This window comes from Nocardioides sp., from assembly GCF_035576065.1.
In the GTDB taxonomy this organism is placed as follows: Bacteria; Actinomycetota; Actinomycetes; order Propionibacteriales; family Nocardioidaceae; genus Nocardioides.
The window spans coordinates 64,012-78,858 of record NZ_DATLWX010000042.1 but is presented as its reverse complement, the minus strand read 5'-3'; the positions used below and the strand labels follow the sequence as shown (position 1 = coordinate 78,858).

Here is a 14,847-nt window from a genome sequence, read left to right as displayed (position 1 = left end):
GCGACGCCACCACCGGCTCATCCCGACCGCCCCGGCGAGCTGCTCGCGGCGATGCTGGACTGGATCTGCCGCAGGGCCTCCGCAGCCGCGCGTCGGTCGTCCTCAGCCATCGGGTGCTCGGAGAACCGCGCCTCGCGATAGAGGGCCAGCAGCCGGCTGACGGCCGGCGAGTCCACCTCCGCCAGCTCGAGCATGCGTAGGGCGAACTCCGACGACGTCTCCCAGGGGCGCCGGGGCAGCCCAGCATGATGGGCCTGCACCTCGAACCGGTGCCAGCACGCGACGATGGCGTTGCGGGCCTCGCCGTCCAACAGCAGCGCCAGCTGCGCCTCGGCGTCGTCCGCCATCATGCGCCGGACCCGCTCGGGATGGCCGGCCTCGAGGATGTCGAAGTCGGCGGTCGCCGGGGCCTCGAAATGCCGTCTCAGCTGCCAGGCTCGCCGGGCGCGCCGCAGCAGCAGGTAGGCCACCCATCCCATACCGACCAGCACGAAGAGCTGGATGGCACCGCCGATCACGTTGGCGATGATGATCGTCGCAGCGCCGTACTCACGTTCTTCGATGTCCTTGCGCTGGAGCTCCTTGACATCCTCGACCGGCGCCTCGCTGGTCGTGGTGGTCTCGCTGCTCGGCTGAGGGCCGGGGCCGGTGAACACCTCGGACGGGCCGATCAGCGCAGCCCAGCCCACCATCGTCACCAGGACGCAGGTGACGGCGGTTGCGGCCGCGGCGCGCCACGCCCCCGAGGTCATGCGCGGGAGCCTAGTCCTCCGGACAGGCAGGAAAAGGCCCGACGGCCCCGTCCCCCACAGACGGGGCCGCCGGAATCTGGTGCTACGCGATCAGAGGATCGGGCTGAACGGCTCCGTGCCGGGCACGAGGCGCAGGCCGCTGATCCCACCGTTCTGCTGGGCGTAGGTCAGCTCGTGGTTGAGGTCGCTGACCCCGTTGGACGCGGCAAGCGGGGCGATGGCGAGCGTGGACAGCGTGCCCAGCGCGTTGCCCTGGCCGTCGAGGAAGGCACTGCCGGAGTCACCGGGCACGCCAGGGCTCACGGTGTAGACGGCGTGGGACCAGCCCTCGCCCTCCGTGATCACGCTGGTGCCCTGCTTGGGGGACAGCGTCTCGATGCCGGCACGGAGGCTGGAGTTGCCGTAGGAGTAGACCGTGTCGCCCGTGGTCGTGCCCGTCGTGTTGATGCCGACAGGACCACCCCGGAACGGGACGGAGGGGTTGACCTTGGCGACATCGGCCGCGTCGACCTTGACCAGCGCCAGGTCGTTGTAGGCGCAGGCGTTCTCGTTGGTCTCCCCGCGCTGCTGCATCGTCAGCCAGGAGGAGTAGGCGAGGGTGCCCTGGCCGACGGTCGTGCCGCGGCTGACCAGCGAGCCGCCCTCGACGAACTGGACGCGGGTGCCCAGCGGGAGCGAGGGTGCGGTGCAACCGTTGGTGTCCGTGGCCTCGCCGAGGCCGGCGCAGTGCGCGGCATAGCCGACGTAGGTGGCTCCGGCGCCGTCGGTGTAGACGAAGTTGGCCGTGCACTGGGCGCCCTCGGTGTACATCTGCACGCCGGGGTGGATCTTGGCGGTGGCGGCCGGGGCATAGGAGACGGCGGTCGGGGAATTCTTTCCCCCCTTGGCAGCGACGGCTGGGGCGGACGTGGCGACGGCGCTCGTGAGGGTGATGCTCGCGGCGACCGCGAGCAAGGTGCGTGAGGTGCGCATGTGGGGTCCTCTTCCGATTGCGCCCTCGCTCCCGAGTGGGCGAGGGCTCGTCCGAACGTGCCAACGAGGCGTGACCCCTTGGGGTTACGCCTCGTCGGTGATCGAGCAGTCGGAAGGGACCGCGCGTCTAGTACGTCGGCTGGCTCGGGTCGATCTGGCTGACCCAGGCGACCACGCCGCCGCCGACGTGCACGGCGTCGGCATAGCCGGCGCCCTTGACGATGGCCAGCGTCTCGGCGGAGCGCACGCCGGACTTGCAGTGCATGACGATCTGCTTGTCACTGGGGAGCTGGCTCAGGGCGTTGCCGTTGAGGAACTCGCCCTTCGGGATCAGCACCGCACCCGGGATGTGGTTGATCTCCGCCTCGTTGGGCTCGCGGACGTCGACGAGCACGAAGTCGCGCTCACCGTTCTCCCGCTCCTTGAGCATGTGCTCCAGCGTGGTGACCGAGATGGTCGAACCGACCGCAGCCTCGGCCGCCTCGTCGGAGACCGCACCGCAGAAGGCGTCGTAGTCGATCAGCTCGGTGACGGTCGCGTGCTCCCCACACAGGGCGCAGTTGGGGTCCTTGCGCACCTTGAGCTTGCGGTATTCCATCTCCAGCGCGTCGTAGATCATCAGCTTGCCCGCGATCGGGTCACCGATGCCCGTCAGCAGCTTGATGGCCTCATTGACCTGGATGGCCCCGATGCTCGCGCAGAGGACCCCCAGCACGCCGCCCTCGGCGCAGCTGGGCACCATCCCGGGCGGCGGCGGCTCGGGGTAGAGGCAGCGGTAGCAGGGCAGGTCGTCGCCGAGCATCGGCGCGAACACCGAGGCCTGGCCGTCGAAACGGTAGATGGACCCCCAGACATACGGGATGCCGAGGAAGAACGCCGCGTCGTTGACCATGTAGCGGGTCGCGAAGTTGTCGGTCCCGTCCACGATGAGGTCGTAGCCCTCGAACACCTGGAGCACGTTGTCGTTGTCGAGCCGTTCGGGGTGGAGGACGACGTCGACGTACGGGTTGATCTCCGCGATGGACTCCCGGGCGGACTGGCCCTTCGGCTTGTCGATGTCGCTGACGCCGTGGATGACCTGACGCTGCAGGTTGGACTCGTCGACGGTGTCGAACTCGGCGATGCCGAGCGTCCCGACCCCCGCCGCAGCGAGGTAGAGAAGTGCCGGGGAGCCGAGGCCGCCGGCGCCGATCACGAGCACCTTGGCGTTCTTGAGGCGCTTCTGCCCACTCATCCCGACGTCGGGGATGATGAGGTGCCGGCTGTAGCGGCGGACCTCGTCGATGGTCAGCTCAGCGGCGGGCTCCACGAGCGGGGCGAACGACACGGGTACTCCTCGGACTCAGATCGATTCAGGGTTCGTGGAGGCAAACACCACCGACCTTCCTCATGTTCCCCGGCCCGGGCGACCGGTCCGCACAAGTCCCGGCATCCGGACGGGGGCGAGCCGTCGGCCCTGCGAATCCCCGGGGATACCTATGAGTAGGCTGCGACTTCAAGGAACCGCCGGGAGGACACAGCACGTGAGCGTCGACCGTTTCGACTCAGGCGAGTCCCGACCCCGCGGGGCTCGGATGCCTCGCCGTGAACGCCGCGTCCAGCTGATGGAGTCGGCGCTCGAGGTGTTCGTGGTGCACGGCTACCACGCCGCCGCCATGGACGACATCGCCGATCGCGCCGGCGTCTCCAAGCCCGTGCTCTACCAGCACTTCCCCGGCAAGCTCGATCTCTACCTCGCACTCCTCGACGCCTCGTGCGACACCATCATCGACAACTGCCGGCTGGCCCTGGCCTCCACAACCGACAACAAGCTGCGCGTGCAAGCCGCCATGCAGGCGTTCTTCGACTACGTCTCCTCCGACACCGGCGCCTTCCGCCTGGTCTTCGAGTCGGACCTGACGAGCGAGCCCGCCGTGCGCGCCCACATCGACCGCGTCACCACCGAGTGCGCCGCGATGATCGCCGAGGTCATCCACGAGGACACCGGGCTGCCCGACGAGGCGTCACGCCTGCTGGCCGTGGCGCTGGTGGGAATGGCACAGGTCAGCGCGCGGTTCTGGCTCGGCGAGGACGGCGTCAGCAGCGGCGCCATCCCCCTCGAGGACGCCGCCGCGCTGGTCTCCGGCCTGGCGTGGCGCGGCATCCGTGGCTATCCGAAGTCCGAAGACACCTGACCCATCGCAGCACCCATCGACATACCCCACAAGGAGTGACCATGGAGGTCAAGATCGGCGTGCAGCACGCGCCTCGCGAGCTGGTCGTGGAGACCGACACCAGTCCCAGCGACTTCGAGGCACTGCTCTCGGAGGCCGTCAGCACCGGCGGGATCCTCGCGTTCACCGACACCCGCGGCCGCCGGATCGCGGTCGCGGGCGACAAGATCGCCTATGTCGAGATCGGCTCCGGCAAGTCCGGCAGCGTGGGCTACCGCTGAGCCACGCCACCCCTATGGGCGACGCCAATTGCGACCGACCTGCGTGATGAGGATGATGGAACCAAGTCGACGCGTTCGACAGGTTCGCGCCATCAGGGTGCGACTAGAGAAAGGTTGACACCATGATTATCGACATCATCGTTCTCATCATCCTCGGCGTGATCATCGGATTCCTCGGCAAGCTCCTTGCCCCCGGTGACAAGGACAACACGCCCGTCTGGCTGACCATCCTGTGCGGCATCGGCGGGATCCTGCTCGGCTTCTTCATCTACGAAGCCCTCGGCGGCGGCGACACCGAGGACTTCAACTGGATCCAGTGGATCACTGCCGTCATCACCGCGACCGTCCTGGTCATGATCGCCTCGACCGTCAGCGGCCGTAACAACAGCAACCACAGCACCCGCGTCTGATCCAGGCTCGCGCCTGACACGACAGCGACGAAGGGCCCCACACCGCGAGGCGTGGGGCCCTTCCGCGTGTCGGGCTGCCGGAGTCGCTCAGGCGTCGAGCCCCAGGTCGGCCATCCGCTGGGCGTGGTTCTCGGTCAGCCTGCTGAACATACGGCTCAGCGCCGCGAGGTCGAGACCGGGACGGTCGACACCCCCGGCCAGCAGGGCACTCAGGGCGTCGCGCTCGGCCGCCACCCGCTGAGCCTGCGTGAGCGCCTCCCCCATCAACCGTCGGCCCCACAGCGCGAGGCGCCCACCCAGGCGCGGGTCCTGGGCGATCCCGGCCCGCACCCGCTCGACGACGAAGACGGAGTTGCCCGTGTCGGCCAGCGCGGCGACGATCAGGTCGCGGGTCTCCGAGTCGAGGTAGGCCGCGATCTCGCGGTAGAAGTCTGCGGCCAGGCCATCGCCGACGTAGGCCTTGATCAGGCCCTCGAACCAGTCGGCCGGGCGGGTGTGGGCGTGAAAGCTGTCGAAGCCCTCCTTGAAGGACTGCATGGCGACAAACGGGTCGGCGCCGAGCTCGGTGAGCCGGGCCAGCAGGCGCTCGAGGTGACCGAACTCGGCCGCCGCCATCGATCCGATGGCCACCTTGTCCTCGATCGTGGGCGCCAGCTTGGCGTCCTCGGCGAGGCGCTCGAAGGCGGACAGCTCGCCGTAGGCGATCGCGCCCAGCAGGTCGATCACTGCCTGGGTGTAGGCGGGATCCTGCCCGGAGTCGGTCATCAGCGCCGACGACGATTCAGTCATGCTCGCACCCTAGGCGATAGAGTGGCCTCATCGGGCGCCCTGTTCCGTTGAGGATCCGACCGGCGCCGACGTATGTGCGCGGCAGGCTTTCTCTTGCGAGTCCGCCGCACGACGAGGACTTGAACAAGAAAGCGACATAGACGTGACCACCACCTTCCGCGAGCTCGGGGTGCTCCCCCTGATCTGCGACGCGCTCGAGCGCGCCGGCATCACCACCCCCTTCGCCATCCAGGAGATGACCCTGTCGGTCGCCCTGATGGGCACCGACCTGATCGGCCAGGCCCGCACGGGCACCGGCAAGACCCTGGCCTTCGGCATCCCGGTGATGCAGCGCAGCGTCACCATGAGCGACCCGGCCTACGCCGACCTGCCGCAGGGCAAGCCGCAGGCACTGATCGTCGCCCCCACCCGCGAGCTCGCGCTCCAGGTCTCGAACGACCTGCACCTGGCCAGCAAGGACCTCGGGCTGCGCGTGCTGACCGTCTACGGCGGCGTCGGCTATGACACCCAGCTCGACACGCTCCAGTCCGGCGTGGACATCGTCGTCGGCACGCCGGGTCGGCTCATCGACCTGGCCAACCGCAAGGCGCTGGACCTCTCGCACGTCCACGCGCTCGTCCTGGACGAGGCCGACGAGATGCTCGACCTCGGCTTCCTGCCCGACGTCGAACGCCTCCTGAGCCTCACCCCCGAGACCCGGCAGACGATGCTGTTCTCGGCCACCATGCCGGCCGCGATCGTGGCCCTGGCCCGCAGCCACATGCGCCACCCGATGAACATCCGCGCCGAGTCGTCGTACGAGAACGCGACCGTCCCGGCGACGGCCCAGTTCATCTACCTGGCCCACGACCTGGACAAGCCGGAGATCATCGGTCGCGTCCTCCAGGCCGACGACGCGGAGAAGATGATCGTCTTCACCCGCACCAAGCGTCAGGCCCAGCGCATCGCTGACGACCTGGCCGAGCGCGGTTTCGCGGCCGCTCCCCTCCACGGTGACATGGCGCAGATCGCTCGCGAGAAGGCGCTCGCGAAGTTCCGCGAGGACAAGCTCAAGGTGCTCGTGTGCACCGATGTCGCCGCGCGCGGCATCGACGTCCGCGGCGTGTCCCACGTCGTCAACTACACCTGCCCCGAGGACGACAAGACCTACATCCACCGCATCGGTCGCACGGGTCGCGCTGGTGCCACCGGTACGGCGATCACGCTGGTCGACTGGCCGGACATCGCGCGCTGGAAGATGATCAACAAGGCGCTCGACCTGCCGTTCCCCGACCCGCCGGAGACCTACTCCACGTCACCCGAGCTCTTCCACGACCAAGGCATCCCGAAGGGCACCAAGGGCCGCATCGTCGATGCTGCCCCGGTCGAGCGCAAGCCGCGTGAGGACCGCGGTGGCGATCGCGGTGGAGACCGTGGTCGACGTGACGACAAGGGTTCCGAGCGCCCGGCCCGCAGCCGCAACAACGACCGCAACCGCAGCCGCACGCGCAGCGGGTCCTCCGTCTCGGGCGAGACGGCCGGTGCGCCGGCCGTGGCCGCCACCGAGGGCGACAAGCCCGTCGCGACGCGCACCAACCGCAACCGTCGTCGCACCCGCTCCGGCGGTGGCTCCGCTTCGGCCGCTACGACCAGCGAGTCCTGAGCACCACCAAGCAAGCACGTGACAGCTACACATGACAGGGCCCGCCCGAGCTGAGCTCGGGCGGGCCTGTCGTTGTGCCGGTCGTCGACCGGCGTTGTCAGTGCGCGGAGGGCACCCAGGCCCGCGCCGTGAGGGCCGGGTGGTCGCTGATCCCGTTGTAGACCTTCTTGAAGCCGGAGAACTCGGCACCGCTGCCGAGCATCCAGTCCGGGCCGCCGAAACGCGGGACGGGGCACGGGTTCTTGGCGGTGCCGCCGTTCATCGAGACCAGCGGGGTGGCGGCGGCGAACTTCTGGCAGAACTCGGAGCGCTCGTTGACATCGCCGATCACGAGGACCGGGCGGTCCCGGCCGGCGAGCATCTTCTCGACCAGCTTGATCTCGGCTGCCGTCGACACGTCGCGATCGTGCTCCTGGCCACCGGGGGCGTTGTGGATGGCCACCACCCAGAAGCCACGACCGGTCTCGCGGTCACGCAGGCGCACGTAGGGGATGGGGCGGGCCCACCCCAGGAAGGGCCGCATGATGTGCCCGGTCTCCACCATCTTGACCGTCTTGGAGTTCCAGGCGATCTGGATGGCCGAGCCGCGAGTGCCCAGGCCCCGACGCGGGAAGAAGTTGTAGCGCGGCATGACGGTCTGCATCTGGCGCAGCTGGTCCTTCGCGACCTCCTGGAAGGCCGCGGCGTCCGCGCCCTGCTCCTGCACCCACCTCGCGGCCCGGGTGGCGCGGTCGACGCCGCCTCGGGCGATCGAGCTGCTGAGGATGTTGAACGTCGTCAGACGCAGGCCGTACCCGTTGGGTGGCTTCGGCTTCTCCGCGCCCGGCGTCTCGTCCGCAGTGATGGTGACCGGGGTGCTCGTCATGTCTGCGTGGGCGGTGGGGGTGCCCAGCGCCGCCGGCGTCAGCGCAAGGCTGAGCGTCAGCGCACAGGCAGCAGCGAAGGCCTTGGGGGTGTGTGGCATCCCGACACCATGACAAGGACCCCGCCGCGTCGCAAATCGACGCCAGCCGAGCGCCCTGCTCAGACGACGACGACGGTGGTGCCCTCGGGGGCGAACCTCCACAGGGAGATCGCGTCGGCCTTCGCCTGCCGGATGCACCCGTGGGACTGCGGAGTGCCCAGCTCGGCGCGGCTCTGCAGCGAGACTCCGAGCTTGGTGGGGATGGTGTGGAACCCGATGGCGGCCCGCTGTCCCTGGGCGAACCGCACGAAGAACTCCATCACTCCCGAGTCGTCCAGGCCCGCGGCCCAGCGGGAGCGGGAGAAGACGGAGTAGGTCCCTGGCTCGAGGTTGTCCTGCACGCTGCCTGACACGAGATAGGTACGCCGCACGCTGCCGTCGCTGCGCACGAGCCAGACCCGCTGCTCGGTCTCACTGAAGACGATCCGACGCCCGGCACCCGAGTCGGCCGGCAGGACCACGTCGTCCGTGTCCGTGTCGCTGGTCGTGTCGCCCCCCGTTTCGCCCCCCGTTTCGCCCCCCCGCGTCGCTGAGCGGTTCCGTGTCCGTCCCGGTCCCGGTCCCGGCGCCGGAGGCAGTCGGGCCGGTGACCCCGGGCTGGGTGTCCGCCGCCTCCGCGACCTCGGGCGAGGTCGTCTCCGACGGGGCTGACCGTTTCGTCTCCCGGTCGCCCTCAGCGGCAGACGGCGCCGTCGGCACCACGCCTACTCCCCCGAGGACGGCGAAGACCGTGATGAAGAGCGCGAGCGCGGCCAGCACGATCCGGCCGTAGCGAGGGCGGGCGGACCGATGGCGACTCACGACGATCAGGCCTTCGTGGCCTTGGCTGCCTTCGGGTTCTTCGGGTTCTTCGGGGCCTTCTTGCGCGCCTTGGGCTGCTCGGCCCGCTTCACCAGGTTGGCGGCGACCTCGCGGTAGGCCTGCGCGCCCTTGCTGCTGCGGCTCGTCGAGAGGATCGACCGGCCGGCGGCCGGCGCCTCGGCGAACTTGATCGTCTTCGGGATGGGCGGCTCGACGACCTCGAGGTCGTAGGTGTCGCTGATGGTCTCGAGCACGGTGCGGGAGTGGTTGGTGCGGCCGTCGTACAGCGTCGGCAGCACGCCCCAGACCTCGAGGTTGCGGTTGGTGAAGCGCCGCACGTCGTGGACGGTGTCGAGCAGCTGCCCGACGCCGCGGTGGGACAGGGTCTCGCACTGCAAGGGGATGAGCACCCCGTCTGCTGCCGTGAGCGCAGCGACCGTCAGCACCCCGAGCGAGGGAGGACAGTCCAGCAGGACCCAGTCGTAGTGGACCTCGTCGTCGGCGAGCGCGTCGATCGCGACCTTGATCACGTGCTCGCGACCCGTCCGGGTCAGCAGGTCGGCCTCGGCCCGCGCCAGCTCGATGGTGGCAGGGAGCAGGTCCACGCCGTCGGCGGTCTCGATGATCGCCTCACTGGGGTCGAGACCCTTGGTGAGGACGTGGTGCACCGACAGCTCCAAGTCTTCAGGGTCGATCCCCAGCGAGAACGTCAGGCAGGCCTGCGGGTCGAGGTCCACGATCAGGACCGAGTGGCCCAGCTCGACGAGGGCAGCACCGATCGAGGCCACCGTGGTGGTCTTGGCGACGCCGCCCTTCTGGTTGGCGATCGCGAGGGTCACCGTGCGTGATCTGCTCATCGAGCCCCATCATGCCCGACCCGGTTGGCACGATCATGGCGACACCTGTTTGCTGGGGGCATGACTTCTGCCCTCATCACCGGCGCGACCGCCGGCATCGGCCTCGAGTTCGCCCACCAGCTCGCCCGGCGCGGGCACGACCTCGTGCTCGTGGCACGCGACGAGGCTCGGCTCGCTGCCGTGGCCGACGAGCTGCGGGCGGCGTACGCCGTCGAGGTGGAGACGCTTCCTGCGGACCTCGTCGTGCCGGAGCAGTGCGCCCGGGTCGAGGCCCGCCTGGCGGACCGTGGGCGCCCGGTCGACCTTCTGGTGAACAACGCCGGTTTCGGCCTCAAGAAGCGGTTCCTCGACAACTCCGTCGACGAGGAGCAGGCGATGCTCGACGTGCTGGTCACCGCCGTCCTGCGGCTCTCGCACGCCGCGCTGGGGCCGATGACCGAGCGTGGACGGGGCGGCATCATCAACGTCTCCTCGGTCGCGGCGTTCCTGCCGCGCGGCACCTACTCGGCGACCAAGGCGTGGGTGAACAGCTTCAGCGAATGGGCGCACAACGAATACCGGCCGCACGGGGTGAAGGTGATGTCGCTGTGCCCCGGCTTCACCAAGACCGAGTTCCACGAGCGCATGGAGGTCAAGCGTGGCGACGGCTTCATGTGGCTCGAGCCGGAGTTCCTCGTGAAGACCGCGCTCGAGGACTTCGACAAGGGGCGGGTCTACTCGGTCCCCGGGGCGCAGTACAAGGCAGTCCGCGCCCTGACGCGGGTCATCCCCTCCGTGGTGCTGCAGCGCTACCAGTCGATGGGGCGGAAGTAGCCAGCTCGAGGATGCGCTCGTACTCGTCGGGGTCCGTGGTGTTGCAGCCGAGGTCGTGATCGACCTTGCCGGTGCCGTGGTGGTCGCTGGACCCGGTGACCACCAGCCCCAGGTTGCGGGCGATGCCGCGCAGGGCCTCTCGCGCCTGCGGCGAATGCTCCTGGTGGTCCACCTCGATCCCGTGCAGACCGATGGCGGTCAGACGGGCCAGGGTCTCCTCGGTCAGCGCGCCCGGAGAGCGGCCCCACGGATGCGCGATGACCGGCACACCGCCGGCCTCGCCCACGAGACCGATCGCCTCCTCGAGCGGGCAGGCGTAGCGCCGGACGTAGCCGGGTCGGCCGGGATTGAGGAACTTCGCGAACGCCTCGTCCCGACTGGCGACCGCGCCCGTCGCCACCATCACGTCGGCGATGTGCGGGCGGCCGGTGGCCGCGGCGTCACCGGCACTGAGGCGTACGTCCTCCTCGGTCACCTCGATGCCCACGGCCTGGAGCTGGGCGCAGATCGCCGGCACGCGGCCGTTGCGGCCGTCGAGGATCCGGTCGAGCGCAGCCACGAGCGGGGGGTGCGTCGGGTCGAGGAGATAGCCCAGCAGGTGCACGCTCGCGGAGCCGAGCCTGGTGCTGATCTCCATCCCCGGCACCAGGGTGATGCCCACCTCGTCGGCGGCGCGCTGAGCCTCCGGCCAGCCGGCTGCCGTGTCATGGTCGGTGAGCGCCACGACGTCGAGGCCAGCCGTCTTCGCCGCGCGGATCAGGTCGGCCGGTGCATCGGTCCCGTCGGAGACGAACGAGTGGGTGTGGAGGTCGATGAGCACCGGACAAGTGTGTCACCGAGCCGTCCATCCATGTGGGTCACCAGTGGGGTGGCGTTCCCCCGAAGGTCAGCTCGACCAGCCCGGCACCAGCGTCGGCTGCGTCGCGCAGGATCCAGTCGTCGCCCAGCAACAGCGCGGCCGATGCCGGGTAGAGCACGAACCACAACCAGCGGCCTTCTGCCTCCCCCACCAGCACGCTCCGGTCGAGGTCGGGGTCCTCTCCGGTCGAGATCGTCCACAACGGCACCGCGGCGCGGCCCACCCTGACCCGGGCGACCGGCGGGCCCTCACCGACGCCGGTCGGGTGGCTGCGACCGAGCCGGGCCACCCGGGCGCCGAGGCCGGTGCCGGGCTCCTCCGAGACGATCAGCACGTCGACTGCTCCGTCCAGCTCGCTCATGCCCGAGCAGCACGTCACCGTTGCCATCGCCGACCGGTCGGGGGCGGCGACCACCCCGAAGTCGCTGACCTGCCAGGCCGGCGCCATCGGCCACGGCAGCAGCGTCGGGCAGTCGTCGGCACGAGCCAGGTGATCCACGAAGGCCTCATAGACCGCCTCGCGCGGGCGCCACAGCGGTGTCACCGCGCGGTGCGCGGGGCACTCCCAGCCCGACTCGCGCTCGCGGACGGGCTCAGCGCACTGCGGGCAGCCGGCGAGGAGCACCCACCCAGTCTCATCAATGTGGTGGCGTCGTCAAGAGTTCCAGCGGAGGAGAACCGGCGTCTCGCGCTCGTAGCCGAGGACCGACAGGGTCGAGGTGTCGAGGCGGAAGTAGCGGCCGTCGGTGACCGGCTGCTCGAGCCACCGGGCGGTGAGCGCACGCAGCGAGTGGCCGTGCGCGAAGACGAGGGTGCGCCCGCTGCTCGCGCGGACCTTGGCGACCACGCGGTCGAGCCGCTCCGTGACCTCCCGTGGCGTCTCGCCGCCGGGCACCGGGTGCGACCAGACGGTCCACCCCGGGACGGTCCGGCGGATCTCCTTGGTCGTCACTCCTTCGTAGTCGCCGTACGCCCACTCGACGAGGTCGTCGTCCGGGGTGGCGTCCGGGAAACCGACGAGCTCTGCGGTGACCCGGGCCCGCTGGCGTGGACTCGTGAAGACCTGGGCGAACTCGACGTCGACGAGCCGCGGTGCGAGGCCCCGAGCCACCTCGACCCCGTGCTCGGTGAGGGGCAGGTCGGTGGTGGAGGTGTGCTTGCCGTCCCTGCTCCACTCGGTCTCGCCGTGGCGCACCAGCCAGAGCTCGGTGGTGATGGCTGGGTCGGCGCTCATGGCGCGAGTCTGACACGCCGGTTGCCCCCGTTTGCTGCCACCATCAGCGCATGACGACCCTCGGCCGCGCCCGCGCTGCGGACTGCGCGGCCTTCTTCACCCAGGGCCTGGTGTTCATCTCCCTGACCACCCGCCTCCCCGACGTGCGGGAGCGCTGGGACCTCGGCGAGGTGACACTGTCCCTCATCCTGCTGATGATGGTGGTGCTGGCGGGGGTCGGTTCAGTGATCGCCGAGCGGACCGCGAGGTCGACCGACAGCGCCCTCGTCCTTCGTGCCGACCTGTTGCTCATGGTGATCGCCGTCCCCTGCCTCGTCCTTGCACCCGCGTTTGCGTTCTTCGTCGCGGGCATGGCGCTCTACGGCGTGGCGTTGGGCGTTGTGGACGCCACGACCAACATGCAGGCGGTGGCGCTGGAGCATCGCTACGGTCGGACGATCTTGCCCTCGTTCCACGGGATGTGGACCCTCGGCGGGATCGCCGGCTCGGTGATCACCCTGGCAACGAGCTCGTTGTCGTTGTCCTGGGCCGTGCTCGTCGCGGTGGTCCCGCTGGCGGTCGCGTTCGCACCATTCCTTCGACGTGACCAGGCAGCGACGGATCGAGCCAGCACGGCCGCCGAGGTCGTGCAGTGGCGACCGCTCCTGCTCGTGGGAGCGGCACTGGTGCTCTTCTACATGGTCGACACGGCGGCCGCGACGTGGGGACCGACCTATCTCGCAGACGAGTTCGACACCCCCTCAGGGCTCGTGGCGTTGGCGACCTTGCCCTACCTCGTCGCCAGCGGTGCGATGCGGCTGGCTGGCGACTCGCTGGTTAGGCGGGTCGGGCCGGTGACCCTGCTCCGGTCCGGTGCTCTCGTCGCCTTCTGTGCGCTTGGCGTCATCGTCCTGGCTCCGACGTGGCCAGTCGCCGTGCTGGGCTTCACGGTGCTCGGGCTCGGCGTCGCCACGATCGCGCCTCTCAGCTTCTCTGCGGCCGCCGCGCTCGCCGGCGGCTCTGCGCTGACCGGAAGCGCGCGGCAGGCGCGCGTCGACGCAGTGATTGCGCGTTTCAACCAGTTCAACTACGTCGGGGCGCTGTTGGGCTCGGTGCTGACGGGTCTCGCCGGCGCGGGCTCACTTCGCATCGGCTTCGCAGTCCCCATGGTGCTGGTGCTCGCCCTGGTTCCGCTGGCGAAGGCCTTCGCCCCGGCTGGTGTGCCTGTTCCGGTTCAGACAGGCATGAAGGCCCAGTAGTCGAGGTCGAGCAGCACGCCGTCGGCATACTTCCCATCCTCGCCGTGCAGCGTCATGGACTCGTCGCGACCCCGGGTAGCGACGAGCCGCAGACGGATGGCGCCCACGCCGGGAGCGTCGGTCTCCGCCTTGTCGAGCACCTCCGACCAGGCGTAGATCGTGCGGTCGGCGTAGGCCGGGGACACGTGCGCTCCGGCGTTGATCGCCGCGATGAGCTGCGCGTTGGCCAGACCGTTGAAGGACAGCGCGCGCACCATCGAGATGATGTGCCCGCCGTAGATGAGCCGATTGCCGTCAGGGCGCACCTGGGTGTTGAAGTGCACCTTGGCGGTGTTCTGCCAGAGCCGGGTCGCCAGCATGTGCTCGGGATCGGTGAGGGTCACACCGTCGACGTGGTCGATCTTCTCGCCGACCTCGTAGTCGCCGAGCCGGTGCTTCTCGCCGGCTGCGCTGTCGTCGTACGCCGAGAAGTCGAGGCCGGCGGGGATCTTGAGGTCCTGGGCGGCGACCACGGCCTTCAGGTCGGGCACGAACGTCTCGGGAGCCGGTGCCTCGACATCGCGCTTGTTGACCATCACCCAGCGACACCAGTCGAGGGCGACCTCGCCGCGCTGGTTGAGCGCCGTCGACCGGACGTAGACGACGCCGGTCTTGCCGTTGGAGTTCTGCTTGAGGCCGATGACCTCGCTCGACGTCCGCAGCGTGTCGCCCGGGACCACGGCCTGGTGGAAGCGACACTCGGCATAGCCGAGGTTGGCGACCGCGTTGAGCGAGATGTCCGGGACCGTCTTGCCGAAGGCGACGTGGAAGGCGATCAGCTCCTCGACGGGATGCTGCTGCAGACCCACCTGCCGGGCGAACTCGGCGCTGCTGGGGAGCGCGAACCTCGTGGGGTAGAGCGCCTGGTAGAGCGCGCGGTCGCCCTCGGTGATCGTGCGCGGGGTGGCGTGCTCGACCACCTGGCCGAGGGTGAAGTCCTCGAAGAAGTTGCCCCCGTTGGTCTTGCTCGTCGTCTTGCTCATGGGCCACATCGTGCCGCACCCGCGCCCCTGAGGGACGCGGGTGCTCACGTGGCCATTGTC

18 protein-coding genes are annotated in these 14,847 nt (G+C 69.6%); 7 read left to right on the top strand and 11 right to left on the bottom strand.

Translation table 11 applies throughout. The annotated features are described in order from the left end of the window. Window positions 1-17: 17 nt before the first annotated feature. From VNJ48_RS18545 to moeZ, 3 genes are all read right to left on the bottom strand, one after another. The gene (locus tag VNJ48_RS18545) at window positions 18-752 is read right to left on the bottom strand and encodes a DUF4129 domain-containing protein (protein ID WP_325604839.1); all 735 of its coding nucleotides are present in this window, start codon (window positions 750-752) and stop codon (window positions 18-20) included. A 90-nt stretch (window positions 753-842) separates the two neighbouring features. Next, window positions 843-1,724, bottom strand: a complete 882-nt coding sequence (locus VNJ48_RS18540) for a hypothetical protein (RefSeq protein ID WP_325604837.1) — start codon at window positions 1,722-1,724, stop codon at window positions 843-845. Window positions 1,725-1,851: 127 nt separating this feature from the next. Next, on the bottom strand, window positions 1,852-3,051 hold the full coding sequence (gene moeZ / locus VNJ48_RS18535) for an adenylyltransferase/sulfurtransferase MoeZ (protein ID WP_325604835.1): 1,200 nt from the start codon (window positions 3,049-3,051) through the stop codon (window positions 1,852-1,854). A 196-nt stretch (window positions 3,052-3,247) separates the two neighbouring features. On the opposite strand from moeZ, the gene VNJ48_RS18530 reads away from it, so the two are divergent. From VNJ48_RS18530 to VNJ48_RS18520, 3 genes are all read left to right on the top strand, one after another. Further along, complete coding sequence (locus tag VNJ48_RS18530) at window positions 3,248-3,898, top strand: TetR/AcrR family transcriptional regulator (RefSeq protein ID WP_414689967.1); 651 nt, start codon at window positions 3,248-3,250, stop codon at window positions 3,896-3,898. 41 nt (window positions 3,899-3,939) lie between these two features. Next, window positions 3,940-4,158 carry a DUF3107 domain-containing protein gene (locus tag VNJ48_RS18525; RefSeq protein WP_325604833.1) on the top strand — a complete coding sequence of 73 codons (219 nt, stop codon included), beginning with the start codon at window positions 3,940-3,942 and terminating at the stop codon, window positions 4,156-4,158. A gap of 122 nt (window positions 4,159-4,280) precedes the next feature. Beyond that, complete coding sequence (locus VNJ48_RS18520) at window positions 4,281-4,568, top strand: GlsB/YeaQ/YmgE family stress response membrane protein (RefSeq protein ID WP_325604831.1); 288 nt, start codon at window positions 4,281-4,283, stop codon at window positions 4,566-4,568. Between the two features lie 87 nt (window positions 4,569-4,655). Here VNJ48_RS18520 and VNJ48_RS18515 read toward each other — a convergent pair whose 3' ends face one another. Continuing rightward, complete coding sequence (locus tag VNJ48_RS18515) at window positions 4,656-5,357, bottom strand: ferritin-like fold-containing protein (protein ID WP_325604829.1); 702 nt, start codon at window positions 5,355-5,357, stop codon at window positions 4,656-4,658. 235 nt (window positions 5,358-5,592) lie between these two features. Here VNJ48_RS18515 and VNJ48_RS18510 point away from each other — a divergent pair, with 235 nt between their 5' ends. Beyond that, a complete protein-coding gene (locus tag VNJ48_RS18510) occupies window positions 5,593-6,999 on the top strand; it encodes a DEAD/DEAH box helicase (protein WP_414689968.1) in 1,407 nt (468 codons plus the stop codon). A 97-nt stretch (window positions 7,000-7,096) separates the two neighbouring features. On the opposite strand, the gene VNJ48_RS18505 is transcribed toward VNJ48_RS18510, so the two are convergent. Continuing rightward, a complete protein-coding gene (locus VNJ48_RS18505; RefSeq protein WP_325604826.1) occupies window positions 7,097-7,963 on the bottom strand; it encodes an endonuclease/exonuclease/phosphatase family protein in 867 nt (288 codons plus the stop codon). 59 nt (window positions 7,964-8,022) lie between these two features. Then, window positions 8,023-8,424, bottom strand: a complete 402-nt coding sequence (locus tag VNJ48_RS18500) for a L,D-transpeptidase (protein WP_325604825.1) — start codon at window positions 8,422-8,424, stop codon at window positions 8,023-8,025. Window positions 8,425-8,504: 80 nt separating this feature from the next. On the opposite strand from VNJ48_RS18500, the gene VNJ48_RS18495 reads away from it, so the two are divergent. Further along, window positions 8,505-8,735, top strand: a complete 231-nt coding sequence (locus tag VNJ48_RS18495) for a hypothetical protein (protein WP_325604823.1) — start codon at window positions 8,505-8,507, stop codon at window positions 8,733-8,735. 34 nt (window positions 8,736-8,769) lie between these two features. On the opposite strand, the gene VNJ48_RS18490 is transcribed toward VNJ48_RS18495, so the two are convergent. Continuing rightward, a complete protein-coding gene (locus tag VNJ48_RS18490) occupies window positions 8,770-9,621 on the bottom strand; it encodes a ParA family protein (protein ID WP_325604821.1) in 852 nt (283 codons plus the stop codon). A 60-nt stretch (window positions 9,622-9,681) separates the two neighbouring features. Here VNJ48_RS18490 and VNJ48_RS18485 point away from each other — a divergent pair, with 60 nt between their 5' ends. Then, on the top strand, window positions 9,682-10,434 hold the full coding sequence (locus tag VNJ48_RS18485; protein ID WP_325604819.1) for an SDR family oxidoreductase: 753 nt from the start codon (window positions 9,682-9,684) through the stop codon (window positions 10,432-10,434). Here VNJ48_RS18485 and VNJ48_RS18480 read toward each other — a convergent pair. Genes VNJ48_RS18480 through VNJ48_RS18470 form a run of 3 tightly spaced genes read right to left on the bottom strand, consistent with a single transcriptional unit; the run spans window position 10,385 to window position 12,527 of the window. Beyond that, window positions 10,385-11,254, bottom strand: a complete 870-nt coding sequence (locus VNJ48_RS18480; protein ID WP_325604817.1) for a PHP domain-containing protein — start codon at window positions 11,252-11,254, stop codon at window positions 10,385-10,387. The genes VNJ48_RS18485 and VNJ48_RS18480 overlap by 50 nt on opposite strands. Before the next feature lie 37 nt (window positions 11,255-11,291). Beyond that, window positions 11,292-11,918, bottom strand: a complete 627-nt coding sequence (locus VNJ48_RS18475; protein ID WP_325604815.1) for a DUF6758 family protein — start codon at window positions 11,916-11,918, stop codon at window positions 11,292-11,294. A 30-nt stretch (window positions 11,919-11,948) separates the two neighbouring features. Continuing rightward, window positions 11,949-12,527 (bottom strand): histidine phosphatase family protein, encoded by a 579-nt coding sequence (locus VNJ48_RS18470; RefSeq protein WP_325604813.1) that lies wholly within the window; start codon window positions 12,525-12,527, stop codon window positions 11,949-11,951. Between the two features lie 50 nt (window positions 12,528-12,577). Here VNJ48_RS18470 and VNJ48_RS18465 point away from each other — a divergent pair, with 50 nt between their 5' ends. Further along, window positions 12,578-13,765, top strand: a complete 1,188-nt coding sequence (locus VNJ48_RS18465; RefSeq protein WP_325604811.1) for an MFS transporter — start codon at window positions 12,578-12,580, stop codon at window positions 13,763-13,765. Here the strand turns inward: VNJ48_RS18465 and VNJ48_RS18460 are convergent. Beyond that, window positions 13,741-14,787, bottom strand: a complete 1,047-nt coding sequence (locus VNJ48_RS18460) for a MaoC family dehydratase (protein ID WP_325604809.1) — start codon at window positions 14,785-14,787, stop codon at window positions 13,741-13,743. The genes VNJ48_RS18465 and VNJ48_RS18460 overlap by 25 nt on opposite strands. Window positions 14,788-14,847: the final 60 nt, after the last annotated feature.

Coding starts and splice junctions, on each gene's coding strand:
- VNJ48_RS18545 (WP_325604839.1), bottom strand. CDS start 752: ATGACCTCGGGGGCGTGGCGCGCCGCGGCCGCAACCGCCGTCACCTGC.
- VNJ48_RS18540 (WP_325604837.1), bottom strand. CDS start 1,724: ATGCGCACCTCACGCACCTTGCTCGCGGTCGCCGCGAGCATCACCCTC.
- VNJ48_RS18525 (WP_325604833.1), top strand. CDS start 3,940: ATGGAGGTCAAGATCGGCGTGCAGCACGCGCCTCGCGAGCTGGTCGTG.
- VNJ48_RS18520 (WP_325604831.1), top strand. CDS start 4,281: ATGATTATCGACATCATCGTTCTCATCATCCTCGGCGTGATCATCGGA.
- VNJ48_RS18515 (WP_325604829.1), bottom strand. CDS start 5,357: ATGACTGAATCGTCGTCGGCGCTGATGACCGACTCCGGGCAGGATCCC.
- VNJ48_RS18510 (WP_414689968.1), top strand. CDS start 5,593: ATGACCCTGTCGGTCGCCCTGATGGGCACCGACCTGATCGGCCAGGCC.
- VNJ48_RS18505 (WP_325604826.1), bottom strand. CDS start 7,963: ATGCCACACACCCCCAAGGCCTTCGCTGCTGCCTGTGCGCTGACGCTC.
- VNJ48_RS18490 (WP_325604821.1), bottom strand. CDS start 9,621: ATGAGCAGATCACGCACGGTGACCCTCGCGATCGCCAACCAGAAGGGC.
- VNJ48_RS18485 (WP_325604819.1), top strand. CDS start 9,682: ATGACTTCTGCCCTCATCACCGGCGCGACCGCCGGCATCGGCCTCGAG.
- VNJ48_RS18470 (WP_325604813.1), bottom strand. CDS start 12,527: ATGAGCGCCGACCCAGCCATCACCACCGAGCTCTGGCTGGTGCGCCAC.
- VNJ48_RS18465 (WP_325604811.1), top strand. CDS start 12,578: ATGACGACCCTCGGCCGCGCCCGCGCTGCGGACTGCGCGGCCTTCTTC.
- VNJ48_RS18460 (WP_325604809.1), bottom strand. CDS start 14,787: ATGAGCAAGACGACGAGCAAGACCAACGGGGGCAACTTCTTCGAGGAC.